Origin of the sequence: Bacteroides sp. AF32-8BH (assembly GCF_003435205.1) — a bacterium.
Lineage (GTDB): Bacteria > Bacteroidota > Bacteroidia > Bacteroidales > Bacteroidaceae > Bacteroides > Bacteroides ovatus.
Window position 1 is genome coordinate 1 of the sequence record NZ_QVLZ01000041.1, and the last position, 23,069, is coordinate 23,069.

Annotated in this window: 27 protein-coding genes; 2 read left to right on the plus strand and 25 right to left on the minus strand. The window is 46.8% G+C overall.

Annotated features, from left to right (window positions below; genetic code table 11):
- On the plus strand, positions 1-289 hold a 289-nt coding region (locus tag DWZ47_RS23400; protein WP_233525098.1), incomplete at its 5' end, for a Cas9 inhibitor AcrIIA9 family protein.
- Between the two features lies 1 nt (position 290).
- Entirely contained in the window at positions 291-1,538 is a 1,248-nt protein-coding gene (locus DWZ47_RS23405; RefSeq protein WP_005868910.1) for a PcfJ domain-containing protein, read from the plus strand.
- A 99-nt stretch (positions 1,539-1,637) separates the two neighbouring features.
- Here the strand turns inward: DWZ47_RS23405 and DWZ47_RS23410 are convergent, their stop codons facing one another.
- The 25 genes from DWZ47_RS23410 to DWZ47_RS23530 all read right to left on the minus strand — a co-directional run bounded on the left by DWZ47_RS23410 (position 1,638) and on the right by DWZ47_RS23530 (position 22,723).
- Positions 1,638-2,123, minus strand: a complete 486-nt coding sequence (locus tag DWZ47_RS23410; RefSeq protein WP_005868909.1) for a hypothetical protein — start codon at positions 2,121-2,123, stop codon at positions 1,638-1,640.
- 53 nt (positions 2,124-2,176) lie between these two features.
- Entirely contained in the window at positions 2,177-3,202 is a 1,026-nt protein-coding gene (locus DWZ47_RS23415; protein WP_005868908.1) for a toprim domain-containing protein, read from the minus strand.
- Positions 3,203-3,337: 135 nt separating this feature from the next.
- Entirely contained in the window at positions 3,338-3,757 is a 420-nt protein-coding gene (locus DWZ47_RS23420; RefSeq protein ID WP_005868906.1) for a hypothetical protein, read from the minus strand.
- 22 nt (positions 3,758-3,779) lie between these two features.
- Positions 3,780-5,726, minus strand: a complete 1,947-nt coding sequence (locus DWZ47_RS23425; RefSeq protein ID WP_005868904.1) for a type IV secretory system conjugative DNA transfer family protein — start codon at positions 5,724-5,726, stop codon at positions 3,780-3,782.
- An 11-nt stretch (positions 5,727-5,737) separates the two neighbouring features.
- Complete coding sequence (locus DWZ47_RS23430) at positions 5,738-6,121, minus strand: single-stranded DNA-binding protein (protein WP_007564694.1); 384 nt, start codon at positions 6,119-6,121, stop codon at positions 5,738-5,740.
- Positions 6,099-7,292, minus strand: coding sequence for an ArdC family protein (locus tag DWZ47_RS23435; RefSeq protein ID WP_005868899.1), 1,194 nt, complete (start codon positions 7,290-7,292; stop codon positions 6,099-6,101). Before DWZ47_RS23435 ends, DWZ47_RS23430 begins: the two co-directional genes overlap by 23 nt.
- Before the next feature lie 3 nt (positions 7,293-7,295).
- The gene (locus tag DWZ47_RS23440) at positions 7,296-7,481 is read right to left on the minus strand and encodes a hypothetical protein (RefSeq protein WP_005868897.1); all 186 of its coding nucleotides are present in this window, start codon (positions 7,479-7,481) and stop codon (positions 7,296-7,298) included.
- A gap of 18 nt (positions 7,482-7,499) precedes the next feature.
- Positions 7,500-8,972: a DUF3945 domain-containing protein gene (locus DWZ47_RS23445; protein ID WP_005868895.1), complete on the minus strand. Its 1,473-nt coding sequence runs from the start codon at positions 8,970-8,972 to the stop codon at positions 7,500-7,502.
- A complete protein-coding gene (locus tag DWZ47_RS23450) occupies positions 8,969-10,081 on the minus strand; it encodes a DUF4138 domain-containing protein (protein WP_005868893.1) in 1,113 nt (370 codons plus the stop codon). Before DWZ47_RS23450 ends, DWZ47_RS23445 begins: the two co-directional genes overlap by 4 nt.
- A 12-nt stretch (positions 10,082-10,093) precedes the next feature.
- Entirely contained in the window at positions 10,094-10,279 is a 186-nt protein-coding gene (locus DWZ47_RS23455) for a hypothetical protein (RefSeq protein ID WP_007564699.1), read from the minus strand.
- The gene (gene traM, locus DWZ47_RS23460; RefSeq protein WP_005868892.1) at positions 10,276-11,559 is read right to left on the minus strand and encodes a conjugative transposon protein TraM; all 1,284 of its coding nucleotides are present in this window, start codon (positions 11,557-11,559) and stop codon (positions 10,276-10,278) included. Before traM ends, DWZ47_RS23455 begins: the two co-directional genes overlap by 4 nt.
- On the minus strand, positions 11,546-12,244 hold the full coding sequence (locus DWZ47_RS23465) for a hypothetical protein (RefSeq protein WP_005868891.1): 699 nt from the start codon (positions 12,242-12,244) through the stop codon (positions 11,546-11,548). Before DWZ47_RS23465 ends, traM begins: the two co-directional genes overlap by 14 nt.
- A 4-nt stretch (positions 12,245-12,248) precedes the next feature.
- Positions 12,249-13,304, minus strand: coding sequence for a hypothetical protein (locus DWZ47_RS23470; protein WP_005868890.1), 1,056 nt, complete (start codon positions 13,302-13,304; stop codon positions 12,249-12,251).
- Between the two features lie 6 nt (positions 13,305-13,310).
- On the minus strand, positions 13,311-13,907 hold the full coding sequence (locus tag DWZ47_RS23475; protein ID WP_005868889.1) for a hypothetical protein: 597 nt from the start codon (positions 13,905-13,907) through the stop codon (positions 13,311-13,313).
- A gap of 5 nt (positions 13,908-13,912) precedes the next feature.
- Complete coding sequence (locus tag DWZ47_RS23480; RefSeq protein ID WP_005868888.1) at positions 13,913-14,134, minus strand: hypothetical protein; 222 nt, start codon at positions 14,132-14,134, stop codon at positions 13,913-13,915.
- The gene (locus tag DWZ47_RS23485) at positions 14,127-16,733 is read right to left on the minus strand and encodes a TraG family conjugative transposon ATPase (protein WP_005868887.1); all 2,607 of its coding nucleotides are present in this window, start codon (positions 16,731-16,733) and stop codon (positions 14,127-14,129) included. The genes DWZ47_RS23480 and DWZ47_RS23485 overlap by 8 nt, the downstream gene beginning before the upstream one ends.
- A complete protein-coding gene (locus DWZ47_RS23490) occupies positions 16,730-17,041 on the minus strand; it encodes a hypothetical protein (RefSeq protein ID WP_005868885.1) in 312 nt (103 codons plus the stop codon). Before DWZ47_RS23490 ends, DWZ47_RS23485 begins: the two co-directional genes overlap by 4 nt.
- Positions 17,042-17,053: 12 nt before the next feature.
- Positions 17,054-17,398: a hypothetical protein gene (locus DWZ47_RS23495; protein WP_005868883.1), complete on the minus strand. Its 345-nt coding sequence runs from the start codon at positions 17,396-17,398 to the stop codon at positions 17,054-17,056.
- A gap of 18 nt (positions 17,399-17,416) precedes the next feature.
- The gene (locus tag DWZ47_RS23500; RefSeq protein WP_005868881.1) at positions 17,417-17,761 is read right to left on the minus strand and encodes a hypothetical protein; all 345 of its coding nucleotides are present in this window, start codon (positions 17,759-17,761) and stop codon (positions 17,417-17,419) included.
- A complete protein-coding gene (locus DWZ47_RS23505; protein WP_005868879.1) occupies positions 17,758-17,970 on the minus strand; it encodes a hypothetical protein in 213 nt (70 codons plus the stop codon). Before DWZ47_RS23505 ends, DWZ47_RS23500 begins: the two co-directional genes overlap by 4 nt.
- 18 nt (positions 17,971-17,988) lie before the next feature.
- Positions 17,989-18,567 (minus strand): conjugal transfer protein TraO, encoded by a 579-nt coding sequence (locus tag DWZ47_RS23510; protein ID WP_005868877.1) that lies wholly within the window; start codon positions 18,565-18,567, stop codon positions 17,989-17,991.
- 309 nt (positions 18,568-18,876) lie between these two features.
- A complete protein-coding gene (locus DWZ47_RS23515) occupies positions 18,877-19,470 on the minus strand; it encodes a Crp/Fnr family transcriptional regulator (protein ID WP_005868875.1) in 594 nt (197 codons plus the stop codon).
- 244 nt (positions 19,471-19,714) lie between these two features.
- On the minus strand, positions 19,715-20,845 hold the full coding sequence (locus DWZ47_RS23520) for a hypothetical protein (protein ID WP_005868874.1): 1,131 nt from the start codon (positions 20,843-20,845) through the stop codon (positions 19,715-19,717).
- 692 nt (positions 20,846-21,537) lie between these two features.
- Entirely contained in the window at positions 21,538-22,020 is a 483-nt protein-coding gene (locus DWZ47_RS23525) for a DUF3408 domain-containing protein (RefSeq protein ID WP_005868873.1), read from the minus strand.
- Between the two features lie 4 nt (positions 22,021-22,024).
- Positions 22,025-22,723 (minus strand): ParA family protein, encoded by a 699-nt coding sequence (locus DWZ47_RS23530; protein ID WP_005868872.1) that lies wholly within the window; start codon positions 22,721-22,723, stop codon positions 22,025-22,027.
- Positions 22,724-23,069: the final 346 nt, after the last annotated feature.

Sequence of the window (23,069 nt, forward strand, 5' to 3'; positions counted from 1 at the left end):
CATAGTATGCGAAAGCATTTCTCTTGATAATATTTTACTTTGGATAATAGTGTTTATCGCGAGTCGTGATAAGCACTATTATCAGGAAGATAATATTGAGGTGGGTAGCCCATTGAAATGTAATGTAGTCGTAAATCATCATGTTGAATTGTCAGAGGAAGAAAAGAAAGCGGCTCGTGAGGCTGCTATCAAAAAATTGCAGGAGGAAGAATTGGCAAAGTTGAAGAAGCGTCAACAAGCTAAACGTGAGAACAACACCGAAGTACAAACCCAGTTAACTCTTTTTTGATATGAAACCCAAGACAAAATTACAAATGGAAATCGTGAATGGGAGCAGGAAGTTAGCTCCCGTTTCAGAGGCTCAAAAGCGTTATGCCTATAAACATTGCTTTGTGCATTATTTCAAGCGTGATGCAAAGGGGAATTGCTTTTGTTTGGATTGTGGGCATACATGGCGGGATAAGGAAGATAAGAAAAACTGTAAATGTCCTCATTGCGGTATGAACCTGAAATTGGAGAATAGCAGGAAAAGGACGGCTGTATATAAAGAATATTTTTGTGTGATTACTACATACAAGCAATATCAAGTTATCCGTTTTTTTATGGTGGACTGCCGGCTGAAAAAAGGGTCTCCGGCTAATTACTTTATAATTGAGGCGGTACAGTGTTGGATGAATAAAGAGGGCAAGACAGAAACGCTGTCTTTGCTGCGGGGCATGTCTATATTTTATTACGATGCATGGATATATGGAAGTTCTTTGGAATTGCGTAAGCGGAATGTGCATCATGACCGTATTTATGATATTTGCCCGGCAGTTATCTATCCGAGAATGAAAGTGATACCCGAACTTACGAGGAATGGATTTAAGGGTGCCTTTTATGATATTTGTCCGAGTTCCTTCTTTATGACATTATTAACTGATAATCGGATGGAGATATTATATAAGGCAGGGCAAATGAATTTGTTCTTGAGATTTTTAGAGAGAAAATACGGTATAGATAAGTATTGGACGTATGTAAAAATCTGTTTAAGACATGACTATGTGATACATGATGCGGACTTGTGGCTGGACTATGTGGATATGCTGATAGAAAATAAATTGGATGCGAGAAATCCTCATTATTTGTGTCCGTTGAATGTAGAAGAAGCGCATGATTGGGTGATGGGGAAATGTAAGAAAAAATATTCTGAAAAGGATGAAAAAGACTATATTGCTGCCAAATCACGTTTCTTTAATCTTTCGTTTGCGGATGGAAATATTATGGTTCGGGTATTGGAAAGCCTTTCGGACTTTTACAAAGAGGGAAAGTTGCTGCATCATTGTGTATTCAGCAACGCCTATTATAAGAGAGAAGATTCGTTGATAATGTCGGCAACGGTGGATGGAAGGCGCATGGAAACGGTGGAGTTTTCACTTAGCAGGATGGAGGTGTGCCAGTGTCGTGGAAAGTCTAACCAATTATCAGCCTATCATGACCGGATTCTGAATTTGGTACGGGATAATATACCGTTGATAAGGGAAAGGATGGTAGTGTAATGAATAGCCCACACATCTAAATGTGTGGGAGTTCTTTTTTGGAAGACGCCCAAAAAAGAACCCCAAAAAACGTTGTCGCTACACATCGTTACGCTCGGATTATTTGCTTGTCGGCTTTAGTTTGCCGATACATTTTTCCATGTCGGGGGACAATAGGAAAGAAGCCGTCTTTTTCTGCTGCACCCCTGAGTGTGGCTGGACGATGGCATACCTGCATTTTAATATCTTGCCGATAACTTCCGTACTGTCACGGTGCAGGTACATGGCTTTCATGGCATCCGTTGCTTTCAGGCTTTTTTCGGCTTCCATATAGGCGGAAAAGGACGGTTTGAATAAGGCACGGGGACTTTCCGCTTTCTGTATGACAGCGGATAATTGTGCGCTTTTGTTGTTCAGGTAGCACAGGCTGTCCGATACGGTGACGTCTTCTGTTTCCAACACTTCCAGTAGTTCGAACTTTAAATCCGTCCAGGTGCCGTGAGAATCTGTCTGAACCCATTCCGCAATGGCCTTCTCATAGCCGGGTTTGCTGCATGAGGAAAAGGCAATGAGCAGCATACAAAAAAATAAATGCTTGATATTCATATTGATCTGATTTTATAGGTTGTCGTATTATGTGATGGAGCAAATCTATGAGGTTACTGGCCGTCCTCCGTGGAGGAACAGATGCCACACGAGATTTTCAGATCATCGTTCCAATCCTTGTTTTCCGAAAGTTCGACGTTCTTCAGTTTCCGTACCTTGTTGCGGAGTTCATCGTTACTCAGGCTCTCGACATCAGTCGTATCGCCATGAAAGTAACGATGCAGCCATAGAGTGTACTTGTGCCCTTGTTTGTCGTTGTCAAAGATGCTCCGGAGCTCCTTTACCTGGTTCTTGTCAAGAATCAGGCGTAATAGCCTCATTTGTCCTTCCGTGAATGTCCCTTCCGTAGATACATATACAAGATTGAGGTCGTTTCCGGAATGGCGTAATTGATAGTGGGAGATACAGTCTATAAATGACTCCCCAATGTAGAGAATGTCTATCGGGCGGCTTTTGTCATGGTTGCTGGTCGCCAGACAGTCGAACTTGCCACCGATAATCCCTTTGAATGTTTCATTTCGTTGAGAAATGGCTTGCACACCGTTTTCATTGTACATCTTGATGCACACGTTGCGGTAAACACTCCCTTTGTTCTTTACCTCACGGATAAAGAAAGTGTCTTTGAAGAACCGGCTTTCAATGCTTTCTTTCAGGATACCTCTTTTCTGGAGATAATTGCCCTTGTAGGGTTGTAGCTGGCTCAAGTAGAATTGAAGTTCGTCCGCTCTCATGCTTGTGTTACCTACTTCATACCGGCTTTTTTCAGGTGTCGTGATGCGGTTGGTGTTGATGTAGTTCTGAAGGATCTCCCCCACCTCGCGCAAGGACGGCATTTTTCCGGTTGTTTCAAATAGATGTTCCTGCATCAGATCCATGATACTGCGGCCACGCACGCTGTCACTATGCACGTCCCAATAGGTGTATTGGTTCTGCGAGTTCCGCTTGATGACGATGGTATGCGTTCCGTTGCTCATTTTGGGACAGGAGTTGGAAGAGCCTTCCACGATTTTCCATCCTAGTTCCAGCAGGAAATCGGGCAGAGAAATGGTTGTTTTTATCTGATTGAAATCGACTTTCATAACGTTGACTGGATTAGTTGAATCTCATTTTATCTGAGCTTAGATTATAAATGAGAAAGATTATCTTTCATAAAGATAAGAAATATCATCTAAATATGGAAGAGAAAGTATATGTTTTTTGATTCGTCTGCATTTTTATTTCAAGGTACTGTAAACCAAATCAACAGTAGTGTCTATACCGGGAACGGCCTCCAACTGTTTGCTCTGGTTGAATACGCTTTCCCCGTCTTTTTTTATCTGCATGGTGATGATAGCACTCTCTTTTGAATAGAGAATGCCTTGCACGGTAATTTGGCTGACAGGCTTTTCCGTGCTGTATTCCGCTTTATCGGTGAAACTCTCATCTACGGAAGCTGCGGAGGTACCGGTGCGTTCGTTCCTGAATCTCACGCCGTCAAGATTATATATATGCACACTGCCTTTGGGTGAGGAACCGGTTACGGCTACGGTGATGTGATACATGCCGGCTTTGTCTGTTTCCGATTGGATTTCCTCTTTGTTGCATGAAGCGGCCAATAAGCAGGCTGCCGCTAATAATGAATGAATTTTTCTCATGGTAGGATTCTTTTGTTGAATGTTATCGGATGATTTTTTGTTCTGTCTTGTGTGTCCCGGTTGGCGGAACTGCTGACTTTTCTTTTAATTTGTCCTCTATCTTTTTGAGGATGGCGTTGACATCTTCAATGATTTTGATGTAGTTCTGCTGGATAATCTCTTCCAGGATTTCCAGTTCCATCTCTTCTTTGCCGTTGCCCAGTTTGACCGGTAAGGAGAAACGGGGTATCTCCTTCTCTTCAAAACGGCACATATCCATCTGCACGCTGAAGAATGGCGGCTTGCCTCCGGCAATCTTGCCAATGAAGTGTCCGGCTGCTTGTCCGGCAATGTCCCTTGCCTTTAAGACTTTTTCTTTTTGCAGGCTCTCCGTGACACTGTTATTGCCACCGGCTTGGTGTGAATAAGATTCTTGCGCTTCTTTCTTCTCCCCAAGCAAGTTCTCGATGTCTTTGGCGGTCTTCTCATTTCCGGTCATACCGTAAGCCTGCGTTCCGCAGGAGGCTTTCAGGATGTTGGCACTTTTCTCTCCATAGTCCCTGACCGCTTGGTTGAAGTCCTGAACGGCGAGAATGGTAGCGACATTGTGCTTCCGGGCGGTTCCGATGAAAGTGTCAATGCCTTGCAACAGGATGGTCGGAAATTCATCTACCATGAATATGCTGGTCGCTTTGCCGGGATTGTTCATCTGTGACATCAAGACGCTGCCGATGCAGGAAATAGCAGGGGAAACGGCTTCCTTGATGGTGGGCGCATTGCCTACGCATAACAGCGTTGGGTGTTCCTTGTTGGTTATATCCAAAGAGAACTCTTCTTCGGGAAGTGGCGACAACACCCAGAAGATGTATTTGTTGTTCAGGAGTACCAACGGAGTCTGTGCGGATGATACGGCTCCGGCTGTCTGCTGTTGTGCACCCAGTTTCCAGGCGGTCAGCATGGAGGACATGTTCAATGCGATTTCAGGATCTTCCGACAGCCAGTGGAATACTAGGTTGCTGTCAGAAAGAGCAAGGGCTATCACATGGGGCAGCGTACAGATACCAAGCTTCCTTTCCTTGAAACATTTATAGGCGATTGAATAGACGTAGTTGATGGCATTGTTGGCCCAAAAGTCGGTCTTTTCCTTCCAGCTTGCTTCCAGATTCTTCATCAGTGTCATGATGATATTGCGGATGAATAGCGATTCGTTTCCCTTTGACATGTATTGCGGAGAAAGTACGTTCACCCTGACCGTGCGTGACATATCCACAAAGTTGATATAGGCGAAACGGGGTGTTTCCATCCCCTTGTTCCGGAAATGTTCGATGCTTCCGTATGCGATACGTGAGAGGATGGGTGACTTGTCCTTGGTGGGATCACCCTCCCAATCGTACACGAATCCGGCATAGTTGCGCTCGGCGCACTGGTAGATGATTCCCTTGATCCAGCTCTCTGATTTACCGCTTCCCGGACCGCCGTCGATATAGACATTCTGCTGCGGCTTATGGATGACCAGCGGCCCGGAGGCGGTTTCAAAGCGGAAGTAGAAAGCCGATTCTTCCCGGCTTAACCCGAAAATGCTATCATCGGATTGGGCATGACGCCGGATGAAATAAGGCAGAGTCTTGATGACAAGCAGCGTGTACGCTACGAATAGAATGGGAAATACAAATAGGTTATACCACGCTGATAACCGGCTGAATCCGACAACCAGCATGGATGCCGTAACCAGTGTCATACTGGTGTAAACCCATTTCTTGTTTTCGTCTTTCACTTTGCCAACCGGAAAGAGAAAAGCGAGGCCTCCGATCAGGATAACGTAGAGAAACCGGAATAGGATATCCTTCTCCATCAGCCTTTCCCACATGGCCGGATTACGTAGTGGAGCGTATAATCCCGTAACGATAGCCCACTGAAACAGTACGGCTGTCCCGATGAGCGTGGATAGCAGGATCAGGATGAATGACAGGTCTTTCTTCTCTCTTTCCATGGCCGTTGCTGTTATTGGGGTTGTCCGGATGCCGTTCCGTCACCGCTCTCTTTTTTCTCTGCCTTTCCCAGTAACTCAATGCGTGAGACGGTCAGGCTGACGGATGGGATGTGGCTACCGTCATCCTTCTGGAATACATCGGCATACACATCGCCGCAGACATATACCTGTGTCCCTTTTTTCAGATACTCAAAGACTTTACTCTCGTAATTCACGAAACAGCATACCCATAGGGTCTGTTCCTCGTTGTTCACGTTCTTGTACTTGGTGGATACATGGAAGTTGAATCCTTTTCCGTTCTTGTTCTGCCGGGCATCCGCACCGACATAACCGATAATTTGTCCTGTAAACATAATGATGGTTTTTAAAAGTTTATAATCCGAGCTGTGGCTCATTCATATTTTTCATGGCTGGCTCCGCTTCCATGGAAGGCAGCGAAATGCCGAAAGTGCTGTGTAGCGTTTCAAGGTTGTCGGCTGTAGGATGGTTTGCCGCAACACTTTCCAATAACCGTGATGAAGGGGTAAAACCTTCGTTTTTCATCTGCTCCAATACCGGACGGTTGTCTTGCAGGACGGCCTGCGTGAACCGTTCCTCCGGTGTGAGGTACTGTTCCATCCGTGCGGTATGTTCCTGAATCATATTGCTGGCTTTTCCTACATCGGCAAGGATGTTGTAGATGAATTTGGGATCTTCTTTCAAGGCTCCCAGCCAGTTTTTTAGATACATGGCATTTTCTTCCCGGATATGGGTGGATATTCCCAGGCTTTGCCCGACGGTAGCGGAGGTGAGTTCGGCAACCAGTTCCTCTTTGGCATATTGCTTGTCTCCGAAAATCACGCCTTTTTCCCGGTTCAGATGCTCAGGTTCTCCAGTCGAGTGCGCCATCTCATGCAGTAGTGTGGAGTAGAAATTCTCTCCGTCCTTAAACTGCCCCTTCAGGGGTACGACGATATGGTTATCTTCTCCCCTTGCATGGTAAGCACTATTTCCTTCCTTGGAATAAATGGGGCAGATCCATTGCTGTTCCCGTACCATCGCATCAATCAGAGGCACGGTGAGCATCCCTTGCTCGTCCTTGATGGCCGGTATCTTGAATTGCTCCTTCAATGCTTCCCATTTCTCCGGTTTCGTTTCCTGAAGATTGGTCTGCTGTACGTTGAACACATTGTATGTCTTCAGAAACGGCGTGACCTTATATTCCTGCTGCTCGTTTTTATCCAGGTTCTTATATACGTCGAAAGGTATTTTCTTTCCGTTCTTGTCTCTTACTGAGAAATTCCAGTAAATGACTGGGAATGACTTTTCTCCTTTCAGTATGTTAAGGCCGTTGTCTTTGGCTTGCATGAAGGTCATATAGACCGGCAGGCTGTACTGCTCTTTTTCCGAAAGTAGAAACAACATGAAGGAATTTACTCCGTTGTAGGTTCTTCCCTCGATATTTTGCGGAAGTCCCCCACCCTTTATCCCGAACCAAGGCTTTTGCCAGTTGTCTTCCACCTGCTTTATCTTTTCGATCATCAGTTCGGCGAAACGCTGTAATGCTTTATCACTTGCTGTATCCATGATTTATTGGTATAGATTTCTGTTCTCGTAATCAAGCAGCCATTCTCTGGCCGTTTGGTTGTTTGTCTCTTGCTGCTTGGCAGCCATCTCTTCTTGATAGGCTTGTGCAAGCTCTTCCTGTGCAAGTAGAAACTCTAAGTCACTGATTTCTCCTGCAATGTTTTTCTGTACTAATTCATCGTAATCCATAATTCCTGATTTTTTAGGTTATAAGTCATTGAAAGCCCGGTTGATGGTGCTGGCTATCGGACGGGCCATTTCCTTGCTGTTGTCGGGTTTGGGTGTGCTGGCCAGTTTGACATCTCCCAGTGTCTTTGTGCTGCCTTCCATCCCGAAAATCTTTTGTACGGCTATCAGTGTGTTGGCTTGCACACCCGTTTCACGCATCCGGGTAAGGTCTTCTTGAGTGAGCCGGTACCCTTCTTTCTGTATCTCTTGGATGACATGAAAGTTGTCGGTCTGTGCGGCATCCAACAGACGTGCGGCCTGCCTTTCATGTTCGCCCTGTTCTTCCGGCTTGGTGCCGAACAGCTGGATGACTTCATGGGTTTGCCTTTCATCCAGACCGTGTTCCTTACCGATTCCTTTGATAAACTCTTCACTGGGTTTATATCCTTCCTCTTTGAGCTTCCCGATTTTTTCAAAGTCATGTTTGCCCACCGCTTCCTTAAACTCGGCTTCCATATTGCGCCCCTCTTCGTGTTTTTGCTCTTTTGCAGCTTCTATGTTGGCCGCATGGGCTTCCAGTTTGGGGGTCATGGCCTTGATCAGCTCTTGTGCCTTGCCGGGAGTGATACTCTGTATGTTCTGTATCATGACTCCTTTCCTGTCATCCGTCAGTTGGATGTCGGCAATGAAGTAGCCTTCCGGACTGTGCAGCAGCTTGTTCTCCAGTGCATGGCCGTTGGCGAGCAGGTATTTGTCGGCTTTGGTTAACTTGTAGCCGCCATATTCGCTGGTCTGCCCGATGATGTCGGGAATCTTGATTTCCTGGTTGGTGCGCAGGATGACGGAGTTCAGATCCCGGTCAACTTGCAGCAGGATGTCCTTCTTATTTACGGTGATGGGTACGATGTCACCGGCAAGCAGCTGTTCTTTCTCTTTCTTGCCCAACTTCTTTCCCAGCACCTTGTCCGGGATAACCAACGCCTCTTTGCGGTAGAATACGGAGATTCCGTCATCGTTGAAACGGAGCTTCCCCGGTTTGCCGTGTATCTCCATCAAATCAGACATGACACCCTTTTCCAGCTTGGTGCCTTTCCCGTCGAGGATGTTCCCTTGCTTGTAGGCGTATTCATAGAGCGACTGTCCGGTGTAGCATACCTTCAGGCGATGGTCGATGACGGTAAAGCCGTCCTTGTCATGTCCCTTCAGGTTCTCCCACCGCTTGATGCTGATGCCATCCTTCTCCAGCTCGGCGACATATTTAGGATCATTGGCACGTTCCTTGTCAAAAAGGGCGGATACACGTTCTTTTGATTGGTCACGAAGGCTTTCATCGTACTTTGCTCCGGCTTTTTCCCTGATTTCGCTTACGCTCATGCTCAGCTCTTCCCCGTCTTTGCGGAACCGGAAATATCCGTCCCGGTATTCGGTCTGATAGCCCAGTGATTCGGCGATGCCGCCGAACTGTCCCACGTTGTCGAACATATAGGTGTCTAATGCTTCTCTCAGTTTCATGGCTGTGGCTTGTATAAGGGTTCTGCGGAAAGGATGTATTCGTTCAACACGGCCAGCTTGATGTGCCGCCCGCCGTTTCGCTCGTAAATCTCGATCTCGAATACCTTATCATCGGGTATCGTGAATTTGTCGAAACCAAGTATCAGCCGGTTCCGGCTCTTGCCCTTGATTTTCGTATCAAAATCTTTCTGATAGATAGGTTCGATGGTCGTTTCTTGCTGGATGGCGTTCTTGCTCTTCTTTTGGTCACGCTGGAAACATTTGACAAACTCGATGTCGTAGTCGATGTATGATTTGTTTTTCAGGTCAAAGATGAAAAACATGAAGTCCTCATGCACATACAGATTGGCCATTGACAACTCAAACTTGTTCTCGATGACCCCCAGGCTGTAGATGTTGCGCTTCTTGGTGCGCAGCTCTTGGATGCATCTTTCCATTTCCTCGCTGTTCACATCCACATGGGCGGTATATTTGCGCTGGTCATCAAAATTGTAGGTGAATACGGAGGTATTGCCCCGTTTGATGGTGATGTGGTAAGTGTTCATGGCCTTATCCACCACAAACAGGTTGGAATATGCCACGGCATCTTTGGCGGTTGATACTTTCAACTGGTTGTTGTAGGCGGCCAGAGTGAAGGACACCTCGTTGCCGGGCGTTCCGTAAGCGATGTCCTCCGGAAAGAAGAACTCGGCCAGATGGAGGTCGCTGACTTCTGCCTGATAGTCATGGTGCTGCCATTTCCCGTTGTCCTCGTAAATGTTCGGGTACGAATCCGTGCCGCCTTCGGGAAGGTAGCGGATGTGATAGGTGTAAACGCTTCCGTCGATGCAGACTACGGTCAGGTTGGTCTCTTCGGTGAATCCTTCCGCTTGCGCCGAGAGCCTGACGATATGGGGCGCCTCTTCTACCCGGCTGGCCATGACAAGCTCCTGTTCGCCGATGGCGATATCAGATACTTGCACAGGAAATACCAGGTGTTTCACACAGTCGAAAGAGATAAAGATGTCTTTTTGGCTGATGGCTTGTTTCCGGGGAGTGCCGTTTTCCTGAGCGAAGAGCGGCAGACTGCACACAAAGCAGTAAAACAGTAGATAAATATATTTCTTCATGTTGTCGATATGTTAAACGGTTCTTGAAAAAAAGGCGGTGAATACGGTAATGCCCCATAGAAGAAGCAGGGTAATGCCGAAAGAAACGGTCAGCGGACGGATTTCTTTAAAGGCTCGTCCGTTCCGGCGTGATACGTAGATCCGATAGCCGAAAAAGACCGCTGACAGCGCAAGCAGGTAATTGAGAATGTCTATCATAATTTGTCTATCAATGTTTGAAGGGGATGATTTTTCTTGTTCGTTTTCTCTTGTTCCATTTGCTCATAGAGCTTCTGTAACTCCGCTTGCACGGCTTGCCTACGCAACTTCGATTCCTGACTCTCTTCTTGGATATACATTTCGTAGTTGGACTTGAGATGTACCTTCACTTGTGAGAGGCTCATGTTCAAGATTTGCTTGGCTACCTGGGTGGTGGCGTTGACTACGCTGGTCACTTCGCTGGCCATCGTGCCGATGGAAGAGAGCGGCATGTCAATGTTCTGTACAAGACCTTGTTCCATACGCTTGGCTGCACTGGCTTTCAGGTTATTGGGCAGGTTCAAACCTTCCATGGCATCATTGTCGAAGACAACCACCGATACGGGATTGAGGTTGTCTCCTACCTTCAGGTTGCTGACTACCACATCGAGGCGGTTGGCTCCCAAAGTGGCGATACCGTAAAACAGCGTGTTGGCCGGTATCTTCATGCCGGATAGGGTTACGTCCTGAAGCAACCGCATCCGTACCGTACTGCCCGTGACTACGGTCTGGTCGCCGTGGATGCAAGCCCTGAAGAGGTTGCTGTTTCCCGGTGCGGAGGTCGGTTGGCGGCGTACCCGCTTGCCGTTTTCGGCATGGTAGATCGGGCCTTTTTGCATCAGGCTGTCGGCGGATGGATGGCCGGAAGGGTTGGCAGCGGCTTTCTCCGTTTTTCCCTCTTGGTCATAATTGACAATCCGTTCATACATGCGCTTGCGGTATTTGTCGGATTCTTCCAGTTCCTTGCGGATGCGTGAGTTCTTCTTGGCTTCCCGGATAATCTCGTTGAGCGCCTGCTCGTCCTCCAGTCCGTCCAGTTGGCTTTCCAGCTGATGAGAGAAGCGTCCGTTCCGGCCACCTCCGTATTCTGCCATGACTTCGCTGTACGGATCGTTCTGCATACGGCGGATGCGCTCCAGTGTGGCACGGTCATACCGCTCCTGCTGGTTTTGCAGCTCGAAGTAAAAATCAGATCCTTTGACCTGAGACTCTTTCAGGATGCGTGCCTTCTCCTGCTCTTCCAGTTTGTCCTGCTTATAGGCTTCCATCTTGTCGTTCACCTTGTCGGCCATTTCCGACTGTGGTTCCAAAAAGGCTTGCGAGGCGGCCTGTCTGTCACTCCCTGACGGCACGTTCCCGTCCTCACGGATGAAGAATACATAAAGGAAGAGGATGCCCAGGATTACCGGGATGGCCATCAACAGCTTGTTCTTGTCTTTGATAAGTTTATTCGGTTCCATGGTCGGTTGGTTTAGAGGTTTCTGACTGGTTTTCATTCTTGCCCGGAGAAGCTGCCTGCGATGTGTTGGTGCCGTTGCTTTCCACGGGTTCGGAATAGCGGACAATCCAATCTTCTATCTTGGCTCCGTGCGCATTTTCCTCGCTGCGGGACAGCATATCATAGATGGTGAACTCCGCTTCGATATTACGTGAGATGCTTCCCCGTGCCCGGTACCCGGTCTGCGTGAAGATTATCTTTCCGGAAACGGGTATCGTTTGTGTGTTAATCTCTACATCCTTGATGCGTACCCCGTAACGGATATTCTTTTGTATGAGTGAGTTCAGCATATTCACATCGTTGTACTCGTTCAACAGCTCCTTCCCCTTGTTGCCTATGAGGTTGAGCGCAAGCGAAATGTTCTTCTCGTAGCTGCTCTCGTCAAAGGCATACCAGTGGGTTACGAAGGTCTTTACATGGTTCATGTATTCGTATTGCCGCATATCGCTGGCAGACAGGCTGCTTGCCTCATAGACTTCTCCCTGCCTGTCGATGACGAGAGCCTGGCCGTATGCTTTTTCTATTTTGTTGATAAGGAAGATGATACTGCTGGCAAAAGCGATAGTCAGAATGATGCAGTACCCGGCTGAAAGCCGGATAGTCAGCTTGACCGCATCATCTGCTCCTTTGAATTTCATCAGATTCATAGTTCTATTTTTTATTGTTGTCGTTTATGAAACTTGCCCCGATAGAGGCGGCACCGCCTACGTTGGTCAGCTTGCCGCCTGCCGCTGCGCCTCCCATCAGGGCGATGGTGGCCGCCGTGGTGACGATTGACACGGTTTTCGAAATGATTTTCCCGGCATCGCTGTGTCCTACGATTTTGGAGGATAGCCAGAAACAGCTGCAATAAGCACCAATCAGGGCGAGATCCATTCCTAAATATTGTATCTGCTGCGTAGCTGCGTCCACCATGTCGGCACTTTCCGTATAGATGGCCTTGAAGGTCTGCCATATGATTTGGTTCAGAATATTGATGACGGTGAATACCATACAGGCGGAGCAGAGCGTACCGAACCAGATACTCAACTGTTTCTGAAAGACCGGCAACATGCTTACGGCAAAGACAAACGGGCCGAGAATGACCAGTAGCTTGACAATGACCACGCCGATACCCAAGATGACTACTTGTATGATTCCTACCAATAGGGCGGAAATGCCATGAAGCACAAGGGTGGCGAGGTTGGCGGGGTTGAGCAGCTGCACAATCTTCTCCACGCTGGAGCGTACACCGGTCATTTCGTCCTCTTCCATCTTTTTATCCAGTTCGTGCTGCATGGCGCCGGTGCTGTCTTCTCCGGCTGCTACCTCCGACTGGAGGCTGTGTTTGTCGTATTCGGCAATCATCTCTCCTTGTTCGATGGCTGATTGTGCCATGAACTGGGCAAATTCCTGCGCACGCTCGGAGGTCAGCGAGGTGGCTTCGTTGATTACTTCCATCGTGCCTACGATGGTTTGGGCGATGGGGGTGTATATGCTTAGGCAGAAGAACAGTACCAGGCAACGGGCGATTTCCATCATGTCGGGAAATTTGTCCTCATTCGGGCTTAACAGCTGGCTGGCTCCGTGATAGAGATAGTTGTATGCTAGGTTGCAGATAAAGCAGATGACACCAACACCGAAGGCGATGACTGTCATTTGCGAAACGAGTTCCATCGTCAGACCGTCCGTGATCTGAAGTCCCCAGAGAAAATTATCTTGATTCATAACGCTTTAATTGGTGTGTCGTGTGAAAGCGGCCAACCGTCCCTGGTAATAGGTCTTCCGGTTATGCCCCTTCATGGATTTGTAAATGACCGTGGAACGCACGGATTCGTTAAACTCACGCATCTCTTCGGCGGCTTTTTCCACCGATTCCTTCACCTGCTCGATAAAGGACATGCGCCCTTCCGAGTTCATCGAGAAGTAACTGGTCACGGTGGCCACCTTGAACAGCAGGTCGGTACTCAGGCTCAGATTGACGGTCACACGCTGAAAGTTGAGAAATTTCAGGCAGTGGTAATTCGATCCTACGTTCAGGTAAAAGCTGTAGTCGCTGCTCAGGCAGGCTACGTCGTCCAGCAGGTCGGCAAGCTCTTTCAATGATTTGAGTTCCTTCAACTGGTCGATCTTTTGCAGGCCGAGCCGCAGTTCCTGGGCATCGATCATTTCATTGATTTGTGTAACCCATTTCTTGACATTGGCGATCCATTCCGTTGAGTTCAGCAGGGTGTGGCCGGGATCATGCACGACGAACTGGGCATGAACACTGCCGGTTCCCATCAGCCCTATCGAGGCGGCAAGTCCGAGTATGAGAATGATTCTTTTCATGACGGTTATTTGTTGGTGATGAATAATAGGGTGAATATGACACATACCAGCCAGGCTGTCAGATAGCTCTTGGCATTTTCCTTTTTCGTGGCGAGTGCCCATACCACGAAAATGAGCGCAACGCCCAAAAGTGCGGCGGCAATGCTTCCGGCAAGATTGTATGCGCTGCCGTTGAAGTCGGTTGACCAGCCTAGAAGGGCGGTCAGCCCTTGGGTGGCGTCATCCATACTTTTTCCTCCTTTCCTCCAGATAGCGGTTGATGGCCGTATAGGTCGAGCCGCTTTCGTTGAACAACTGCTTCAGTCGTACTACTGTCGCCTGGCGCGAATCGAAGGCTACGGCGGCGAAGTCGGACACCTCGTTGCGGAAGATGAAGGCATCGTTCGACATCTTGATGAAAAACTCTCTCCAGCGTTCCGTGCGCTGCAACGACTCGATCATATAGGCCTCTTCGTCCGTGATGGAAAGCACGGCTTTCACTTCCGGCAGGTTCTGCCGGTGTTCTGAATGGTCGAGGATAATCTTGGTCGCGCAGTTGATGATGATGGAGTCCTTGATACTGGACGGCATGTTTTTCAAAAACAGGATGTTCTGTGCGGCCAGCGTGATGCTTCCCTCCTTTTTACGGAAGGTTCGGTACAGGTAGGCGATGAAGTCTCCGAATTTCTCGTCTTGCAGGAAGTCGAGTGCTTCGTCGATGATTAGCTCTTTGGCAAACCCCTGGCGTTTCTTGATTTTATCCACGATCATTTGCAGGGTGATGATGGCAACGAGTGGAAAGTACTCTTTCTTAGAGGCATCTTCCATATCGAAGGCTATCAGCCGGTCATGCACGATATCCACGTTCTCGGTAGCGTTCAGCAGGAATGACAGCTCTCCGTCCGTATAGGGTTCCAGTAAAAGCAACAGCTCCTCTATCTCGAATTTCTGTTTCTCAAACTCGGTCATCCGTTTGCTGAACACTTCCTTCAGATAAGCCCGGTAAGTTATCAGCGTCGGGAAGATACGCTCATGCTTCTCTCCTATTGAAGAATTGTTCACATAGTCGTAAAATCCGATGACGGATTTCCTGAGAATGGCGTTTTCGGCAGGCAGCATGGGTTCACGTACCTTCCAAATGTAGCTGATAATGGCGACGATGGTCTTTATCTGGTCATCGGCAGACTCGGCATCCGTGGTGTCGATGTACAGGTATTTGCCGTTCTTGTCACGGTCACACAAGAAGGGGTTGAACGCAAATTTCTTCTGCTCGGTAGAGTCGAAGTATTTGCCCCGGTTCAAGGCTATCATCGAGCGGTAAGAGCCGCCGATGTCAATGATCATCACATCCCGGCCCAGCTCATAGCTTTGCAGGATGTAATTGTTCAGCCAGAAAGATTTACCGGAACCGGACGGGCCGATAACGATGCGGTTCTTGTTGTTCAGCGCCGGATAATCCCAGAGGTTTATCTTGGCGGGAGTACCGAAACGGTCATGGTAGATATGCCCTTTCTCGTCCGAAAGGTACATCCCCTCTTTTTGCAGATAGCAGATGGCCTGCTTGGTCGTGTTGACGAAGCCCCGGTAATTGGCCCTGGCATTGCCGGGTATGTTGCAGAAGAACAGGTTGCACAGCTCGGCGTTCTCCACATAGCACGAACTTTGGTTCATAAAGCTGAAGCCTTGCTGTACCAGTGCGGTTTTCCGCATGAGCGAGGTGCGGTCTGTATCGTTCAGCACGACATTGAAGGCGGTATAGGCGGTCTGGTAGTCGAACTGGGTAATCTCATCGCAGAAGGCTGCCTGCTCGCGTTGCTTCTCTGCCGCCGGAGGGTAGAAGTTGGTGATGTAGTTCAGCGCGTCTTTCTCCGCACCGATGGCCGTTACGGTGGCATCTGGATCGGTTATCTCTATCACGATGTTTACGATGTGGTTGAACGGCAGGCCAAGTCCTACGGGGTACAGCATCGAGCATTTGCTCCGTATGCTGTCCGGTATCTCTATGTTTCCCCCGTATGCCTTCGACTTGCCGGTGTGCGGCACGGCCAGTTCCTGAAGATGCTCGCCTTCGTTGGTCAGCGAAAGGATGGAAACGTGCTGCTGCCCTATTTTCATGCTTCCGCTTTCACTGACAGCCATAGGGTTGACGCTCTTCTGCGTGGCATCGTTTTCCGGTGTCTCGTAAGAGAGGTTGACGTAGTCGTAGATGGCGTTGTTCAGTTCCGTATCATCCATCTTGCGTATCTCAAACTGCTGGATGGACGACAAACCGTTCTCAAAGTTCATCAGAAAGGCTTCCATTTCTGTCAGCCGTTGCTGATATTCCTTATAAGGTTGCTTGAACGGGTAGTGCAGCTTTCGCATCAGCGAGGTGCCCGATGCGCTTTTGCGTATCTTACCGTTTCGGCTGCCGTTCGTGAACGTCACATACAGGTTGGTGTAACTGTTCAGTATCTCCTTGCCGTTGAAATGACGGTTGTTCTCCGCTATCAGGGCATTGGAAGAGTATTCTGCATGATGGTATCGCCCCGTATAGTAGAAATTCTGCTGATGGATGACCGTGCCTGCCGGAAGCAGCTTCAAAAGAGCCTCCAACCGCTCATGGATGTATTGCGCCTCGCTTTCCGACAAGGTGAACACTTCGGGCAGAAGCAGCCGGTAGCCGACGGTGATGTCACCGTTCCCGTTGATGACGGCGTTCTCCGTGATGGTCTGGATAGGCAAGACACTTTCCAGATCCACGGATTTGTCCTTCACCTCTATCTCTGTCTGCCGGATATACAGCAGAGCAATCAGCAGGCACAGCGCACAGATTAGCAGGGATATGAGTATGATGATTCCTATCATGGTTGCTGTTTTAGGATGAATTTGAAAATCTGCCGTTTGTCCGTTATCTGCCGGGGGGTGGCGTTCTTGATCCGGAGGCCGGTCAGGTAGTCCGGGTTACCGGCCTTGTGTTCCTTTTTCAAGGTTTGGAACAGCAGACCGGATAGAAACAGAATGGCGGAAATGATTCCGATGATGAGTATCGGGTGCAGCTGCTTGAATATGCTCACGATGATGATGATGGCCGTCAGCAGCATGAAGATGGCGAACTGTCCCGATGACAGACCGAAGAACTTGATCGGCTTGTTGATTTTACGCATGGTTCTCATGGCTCTTCGTTTTTAGATAATCAGGAAGGCTACCATGATGACTACCACGGCGATGATCCAGCCGAGCAGGTATTCCTTGGCATGGGGATTGTTCGTGGCAAGCGAATAGATGACAAAGACCAGAGCGATGCCGAGTACCGCCGCCAAAATGTATTTGGCTACGTCCAGAATGGTGTCCGCACCCTCTTTGGCTTTGTCTGTCACTTCGGATAGGCTGTTAATCTTCAGGCCGCTTTGTGCCTCCGCCACTTGTGCCGTTCCCAACAGCGTGAAGAATATGAGAAAGGTGAAGATAACCTTTCCATAGCGGTTAATGACTTGGTTCGCTTTTTCTCTTACATTTTCGATTGCTTTCATTTTGTTCCTATTTTTTAATTAAACATGAATCGTTTTCAGTCTCTCCCATTGCACATCCTTATACTTGATGGATATGGGCTCTTCTTTCGGCTGTTCCGGCAGTGGTTTGCCTGAGTAGTAGTAGGCTCTTCCATGCAGGTACATATCGGCTATCTCGGCAGCCAATTCCTCTTCTTCCAGCTCAGGCTGAAATACCACGCAGATGACCGGACAGGCTCTCTCCTGCCCTTCCTTGCGCACCGCCTCCCTTATCGGCTTCTCTTTCTCCTTTCCGGAAGAAAGTGCTTTCTTCTTTTTCCGAAAGTAAAAGTGAAGCGTGACACAGGCGAGTATGGCAACCAGTATCAAATCCACTACGTTCATAAGAGTTGCCAGATAATGAGCCAAGTGACCAATGCCGTGATATAGGTGATGATGGCCTCTTTGGTGCGCTCGTGGTTGCTTATCAGCTTTTTAAGTACCGCTAGTCCGGCACATAGAAAGCCTACCCCTATCAGCATGGCGCCTATTTCACGGTATAAGGAGATCAGGCCGGATACATTTGTATCGGCTAACAATATGATAATAAGCATGGTGATATGATTTGTCGGTTAGTAGAGCAGTATCTTTATTCCTACGTTCCAGACAGTGTTCCACTTGTCAATGGATAGGGGATTCCAATGTTGTTGTATGCGGGCAAGCAATGCCGTTCGGGGCAGGATGAATACTTCCAGTTCCGTTTCCAGTTTCGGGCCGATGATGAAGTTGTATTCCTTATCGGGGTGGCGGACGTATTCTGTACCGATGAATCCTCCCAGGCCGATGCCCCAGTAAACGGATTTCAGGTTGCAGGCCAGGGTTCTGTAATAACCGCCGTCCACAAAAAAGTCCTTACCCTTGTCATGTATCGTTTCGGGAATCGTTTCTTCCGGGTTCAAGGTAGAGACTTGCGGTAGGTTGGCTGTATATTCGTAAGGTTTCTCAAAATAGCTAAACCCGGCTTTCCAATAGCTTGTCCGGTTGATGTATCTGGAAAAGGACAGGTTGTAATAGTTGCCTGCATTGCCGAACAGGTTAGTGCCGTAGTTCAATTCAAGTGCCGGGATGTTCTCATAATGGCGTTGCGCAAAAGCGCTTACGGTGCATAACAGCAGGCTAAGGCTGATAGCAGTCAGTCTGATGTGTTCCATGGGAATTACTCTTTAGGTTATTAATGTTATATATTTTTCTATTTGTCTCATACGGTGTTTCCAATTTACGCGGATTCCTGTCGGCAGAACCGAATCAAGGTGCTTATCGCGTTGTTTTCGCTCCAAACATATAGATTATATACGGGAGGACAAATTTTATGAAGGGCTTTTAAAGGGCCTTTCGTGTTTATTTAATGTGCATTAAAAAATACATGTGCCGTAAACCGGCAGGTGTGGAATAATTCTACAGAAAAAAGCCGGATAGGATTAGTTGTGTAAAACTGTCCTGCCCGGCTTATAGGGTTTGGTTTATATGCGCTTTCGGATGTTGCTCAATGCTTGTGGCGTGATGCCGATATAACTTGCTATGTCTTTTAAGGGTATTGAACGTAACAGCCATTTTTCATTGGCCAAAAGCGCTTTGTAACGCGCTTCGGCATCCAGTGTGTAAAACTCCTCTTCCCTTATTATTTTGCGGTTGATGGATCTTACCAAATGTATTCTGGCCAGCTTGTTGAAATTGATGGATAACTCATATAGCTGATGAAGATCTTTTTTGGGCAATCTCCAGATCTTGCATGGCTCCAATGCCTTGATATTGTAGTGGGCATGGTGTTCTTCATGTGAAAGGAAAAAATTGATGAACTCTTTGGCTTGGATAAACCGTGCTGAAATCTCTCTATTCTCTTTGTCCGGAAACCATAACCGGACGATGCCGGATTCCAGATAATAGAGGTAGCATACTTCCTCGCCCCTGGTGACGAGGTGTTCTCCCTTTTTGATATGGATAAGCTCGAAATGAGCATCAAGATACGCCTTTTCTTCGTCTGTCATCCGCACGTGAAGATGGGCGCCCATTACCATGAGCGTCTCATCTATCAGGGTGGCAATTGTTTGAACCATTGAATTTGTTTTATGTTTATATAAGGGTACGGAAACGTACCCTCTAACATGGACGTGGCGTTCCAACAACAAAGGCACGCCCCGTACCAGTTTCATACTGGTACAGGCATGCGCCTGTTGTTGTTAATTCCTTAACGATAGATGCCACTCTTTTGTTAGACAGACGGACGTATGTAAAAAGCGGGCTGCCAATTTTCTGACAATCCGCTGCAAAGATACTATTTTATGGTTTTTGTTCCAACTTTTAGGGATTTAAGTTGACGGCAAGGTCTTCTGGACGAATGCCTACTACCTTTATATAGATATCCCGGTAGATGTTCTCCTTAATCTCCTTGTCCTCTTCAGAATAAAGCCATGCGGTAAATTCATGATAATATTCGCCGGTTCCCAATTTAAAGAAATCCTTATATTGATAATGTCTGCTCACGGGAATGCCTTTCTTGTTTAACAAGAAGCATGATTTAAGCGCATCGTGATATTGCGAGGTCAGTATCGCCTTTATCTTTTCGTCGAAATATTCCAATGTTTCCTGGTCAAAGAAAAACTGTACGGTGTAGGGCCACTTCTCCCCTTTTCCTTTGATGTACTGGTATTGGAATTTGGTTCTCTCCAGCTTTTTGTTGATACCGTTTAAGATGCTGGTCACCTTCTTCTTCCGGTCATGGTTGTCCTTTACCGTTACATCAAATTCCTTGGCAAGTTGGTCAACCGTAACGGTGAAATAAGGTGCTTGTCCTTGGTCAATCTTATACTTGATCAGGTAAATCATTTTCGCCAGGTTCAGATAAAACTTGCGGTAGCCTTTGCGGTTGGGCAGGTTACGGTAGTCTTTCAGTTCCAGCAGATTGTATTCGGTAAGCAAAGTATTCATCAGATCTTTGCTCAGATGCACGTTGTAATTCCGCTTGGTGCGCTTTTTCGTGCCGAAGTTATCCTTTATCTCAAAGCGGTCCAGTATTTGAATGAACTTATATTGCGTCTTGCCGTTCATGGCGTATGCTACACTGAGGTTGGATGTCCCTAAACGGTATAACGCCGCTTCAAAGGTGTTCTCTATCGGATGCTCTATCTTTTGGCCGTTCTGTTCGGTGATATATACCGGACGTTGGTTGCTGAACAGGAAATCAAGCTGCTTCTCGGTCAGTTTTCGTTGCAACTTGGTTCGTTCATACCCCATGACCTCACAAAAATCGTTGATGGAGAACCAGCAGTCGCCGAACAGATCTTTCATTTGTGAAGATGCCACGTAAATGATAATGTCAGACATGACAGTGCCGCCTGCATCAAATAGAACTTCCAATACTTTCGTGTTGGAAGACTCGCTGAGAGTCCTGGGGACTCTGCTCAACTCTTTTTGTGTATTACTTTCCTTCATAGGCGGACACTTGTTGTTTACTGATGCAAAGATACGTTTTTTTACGGAGATAGTGAATCTAACTCCCTATAAATGAAGATTCCAAAGCATTTTTTTCGTGCTGTTTCTTGATTTAGTTGTGTAAAAGTGTCCCGACTACGGCTGTTTCCGATCCCCCAGTTGTGTAAAAGTGTCCCGAATGGCCGGTTTAGTTGTGCAGAAGTGTCCCGGATTCCTGATTTAGTTGTGTAAAAGTGTCCCGAATGCAGATTCTAGTTGTGTAAAAGTATCCCGACTTTCCTGTTCAGTTGTGCAGAAGTGTCCCGAATAGTCGGTTAGTTGTGCAGAAGTGTCCCGGTTACGAGAAGATGCCAGTAAGTGCTAACTTGCAATAATATAGTTGATTATACGGAAAACCTCCCTTATTAGTTGTGTAAAAGTGTCCCACAAATACTTAAATCCCTAAAAACCTAAATAAAACGAAGAAATGATTTTGTTACCGTATTCTTACTTTCGGAAAAAATTTTGAGGTGGAAACAAGTAGAGGTTTGAATTCTTTAACATATTGTCCAGGATAATAGGCAAAGGGATTTTTCCGCAGTTGTGTAAAAGTGTCCCGGTTCAATGCCGGCCTTCACTAAAACGGTGTGCAAAAATAACGCCTGCCCGACGGATGCAGTCGAACAGGCGTATATATTTTTCCGAAAGTAGAATCAGATGCTCATATACTTCTTCAGTATCGCTTGAATCTCCTTGTTATGGCTGGTCAATATGTCTTCAAGAATGTTGTTTGCGATGTTGTGCATTCCTAATCCAGTGGCCATAGCAATCTGCTTCAGCTTTCTGTGGGTTTCGCTGGATATCCGGATTACTTCGGTGTTCTTTAATTTTCGCTCTTCCAGATATTCCGAGAATTTTTTTCCGCAGACTTTGCTTTCTTCTGTTTTTGGAGAAGACTGCACGGAAGGTTTGGATTCCGGCTTTTCCATTTGTTCCGGCTGAGGTTCTTGGACGGTTTCTTTGACTGGAGCCGATTCTTTCACCTCTTCATGGATGGGGTGCTCAATCGCAGGTTGGGGGATAGTGCTTTCCGCAACACTTCCGATCTGCTGGATTTCCTGCTCTTTCTTACTGGCGCTTTGCAGCAAGAGTTTTCTCATGGCGGCTGATGATGTCCTTTCTTTGTTGGTTGCCATAGCTTTATTCTCCTATATGGTTACAGATTAATTCCAATACCTCTTCACAGAAAGCATCACAGGGATGATGGTACGCTTTACTCAGCGTACTTAAATTGCGTTGATAGTCAACCCTTGAATCCTTGATGTAGTTTTGCATCAACTCGAAAGGCAAGGTTTTTTTATTTTTCAAAATTTCTTTGAACTCCAGCACATTCGGAAGAACACGGTTCATAACACCACGCACGGTAGTCTTTTTACCAATCTTTCGACGGCTTTCGATAATCCCTTCATAGATGTTATAGTAAAAGGTCAATGTAGGTCTTAAATCGGTCTGGTTCGGTTCGAAGGGAATGATGATCACGTCAACGAAGTGCAGCGTTTCAACTACACCGTTTTGTTTCAGGTTACCCGGAAAATCGACAAGTATAATGTCGTAATTGTCCTGAAGGAAATCCAGTTGGTTGATGAACTCTGAGGAAGAGATATTGATAACCTCATATTCTTCTTCCTTTTTCATGATTCCGTCCTCGGCTTCGTCCTCACGTAATTTTCCGATAGTGTTCTGCATGTCGTCGATATCCACCACGGCAATGGATAAGCCCCCCTCTTCGTTTGACTGCGAATGAATATAACCTGCAAACAAAGCTGTCAGCGTAGACTTCCCTACCCCGCCCTTGGGATTCTCAAAAGCTACGACTACTCCTGGTAATATTTGTCCCATAATGTACGTTTTTAAGTATGTGCGCAAATATATAAATAATAAATTAAATAATTGCATACTTTTATAATTAATTTATTATACACTTTTTTACTTAATTGTATAAGTAATTACATATATAAATATAAATATAAATATGTACATACTTAATCTTATAATTAAGTATGTATGTTCATACTTTGTAATAATATAATTAGTAATTATGTATTTTGTAACTAATGGCTTTCCGTTCGCCTGTTACAATGTGCGTAGTTACTTTGTAACAAAGTGAGCGGTTAATCTGGATTAAGAAATCAAGACTTTTGTCTGGTTTTGTTTCACAGCTGAGTATTATTGTATATCTTTGCTA

Excerpts from the sequence above, each read along its gene's own strand:
- DWZ47_RS23405 (WP_005868910.1), top strand. The coding sequence starts at position 291 with ATGAAACCCAAGACAAAATTACAAATGGAAATCGTGAATGGGAGCAGG.
- DWZ47_RS23410 (WP_005868909.1), bottom strand. The coding sequence starts at position 2,123 with ATGAATATCAAGCATTTATTTTTTTGTATGCTGCTCATTGCCTTTTCC.
- DWZ47_RS23415 (WP_005868908.1), bottom strand. The coding sequence starts at position 3,202 with ATGAAAGTCGATTTCAATCAGATAAAAACAACCATTTCTCTGCCCGAT.
- DWZ47_RS23420 (WP_005868906.1), bottom strand. The coding sequence starts at position 3,757 with ATGAGAAAAATTCATTCATTATTAGCGGCAGCCTGCTTATTGGCCGCT.
- DWZ47_RS23425 (WP_005868904.1), bottom strand. The coding sequence starts at position 5,726 with ATGGAAAGAGAGAAGAAAGACCTGTCATTCATCCTGATCCTGCTATCC.
- DWZ47_RS23430 (WP_007564694.1), bottom strand. The coding sequence starts at position 6,121 with ATGAGCCACAGCTCGGATTATAAACTTTTAAAAACCATCATTATGTTT.
- DWZ47_RS23435 (WP_005868899.1), bottom strand. The coding sequence starts at position 7,292 with ATGGATACAGCAAGTGATAAAGCATTACAGCGTTTCGCCGAACTGATG.
- DWZ47_RS23440 (WP_005868897.1), bottom strand. The coding sequence starts at position 7,481 with ATGGATTACGATGAATTAGTACAGAAAAACATTGCAGGAGAAATCAGT.
- DWZ47_RS23445 (WP_005868895.1), bottom strand. The coding sequence starts at position 8,972 with ATGAAACTGAGAGAAGCATTAGACACCTATATGTTCGACAACGTGGGA.
- DWZ47_RS23450 (WP_005868893.1), bottom strand. The coding sequence starts at position 10,081 with ATGAAGAAATATATTTATCTACTGTTTTACTGCTTTGTGTGCAGTCTG.
- DWZ47_RS23455 (WP_007564699.1), bottom strand. The coding sequence starts at position 10,279 with ATGATAGACATTCTCAATTACCTGCTTGCGCTGTCAGCGGTCTTTTTC.
- traM (WP_005868892.1), bottom strand. The coding sequence starts at position 11,559 with ATGGAACCGAATAAACTTATCAAAGACAAGAACAAGCTGTTGATGGCC.
- DWZ47_RS23465 (WP_005868891.1), bottom strand. The coding sequence starts at position 12,244 with ATGAATCTGATGAAATTCAAAGGAGCAGATGATGCGGTCAAGCTGACT.
- DWZ47_RS23470 (WP_005868890.1), bottom strand. The coding sequence starts at position 13,304 with ATGAATCAAGATAATTTTCTCTGGGGACTTCAGATCACGGACGGTCTG.
- DWZ47_RS23475 (WP_005868889.1), bottom strand. The coding sequence starts at position 13,907 with ATGAAAAGAATCATTCTCATACTCGGACTTGCCGCCTCGATAGGGCTG.
- DWZ47_RS23480 (WP_005868888.1), bottom strand. The coding sequence starts at position 14,134 with ATGGATGACGCCACCCAAGGGCTGACCGCCCTTCTAGGCTGGTCAACC.
- DWZ47_RS23485 (WP_005868887.1), bottom strand. The coding sequence starts at position 16,733 with ATGATAGGAATCATCATACTCATATCCCTGCTAATCTGTGCGCTGTGC.
- DWZ47_RS23490 (WP_005868885.1), bottom strand. The coding sequence starts at position 17,041 with ATGAGAACCATGCGTAAAATCAACAAGCCGATCAAGTTCTTCGGTCTG.
- DWZ47_RS23495 (WP_005868883.1), bottom strand. The coding sequence starts at position 17,398 with ATGAAAGCAATCGAAAATGTAAGAGAAAAAGCGAACCAAGTCATTAAC.
- DWZ47_RS23500 (WP_005868881.1), bottom strand. The coding sequence starts at position 17,761 with ATGAACGTAGTGGATTTGATACTGGTTGCCATACTCGCCTGTGTCACG.
- DWZ47_RS23505 (WP_005868879.1), bottom strand. The coding sequence starts at position 17,970 with ATGCTTATTATCATATTGTTAGCCGATACAAATGTATCCGGCCTGATC.
- DWZ47_RS23510 (WP_005868877.1), bottom strand. The coding sequence starts at position 18,567 with ATGGAACACATCAGACTGACTGCTATCAGCCTTAGCCTGCTGTTATGC.
- DWZ47_RS23515 (WP_005868875.1), bottom strand. The coding sequence starts at position 19,470 with ATGGTTCAAACAATTGCCACCCTGATAGATGAGACGCTCATGGTAATG.
- DWZ47_RS23520 (WP_005868874.1), bottom strand. The coding sequence starts at position 20,845 with ATGAAGGAAAGTAATACACAAAAAGAGTTGAGCAGAGTCCCCAGGACT.
- DWZ47_RS23525 (WP_005868873.1), bottom strand. The coding sequence starts at position 22,020 with ATGGCAACCAACAAAGAAAGGACATCATCAGCCGCCATGAGAAAACTC.
- DWZ47_RS23530 (WP_005868872.1), bottom strand. The coding sequence starts at position 22,723 with ATGGGACAAATATTACCAGGAGTAGTCGTAGCTTTTGAGAATCCCAAG.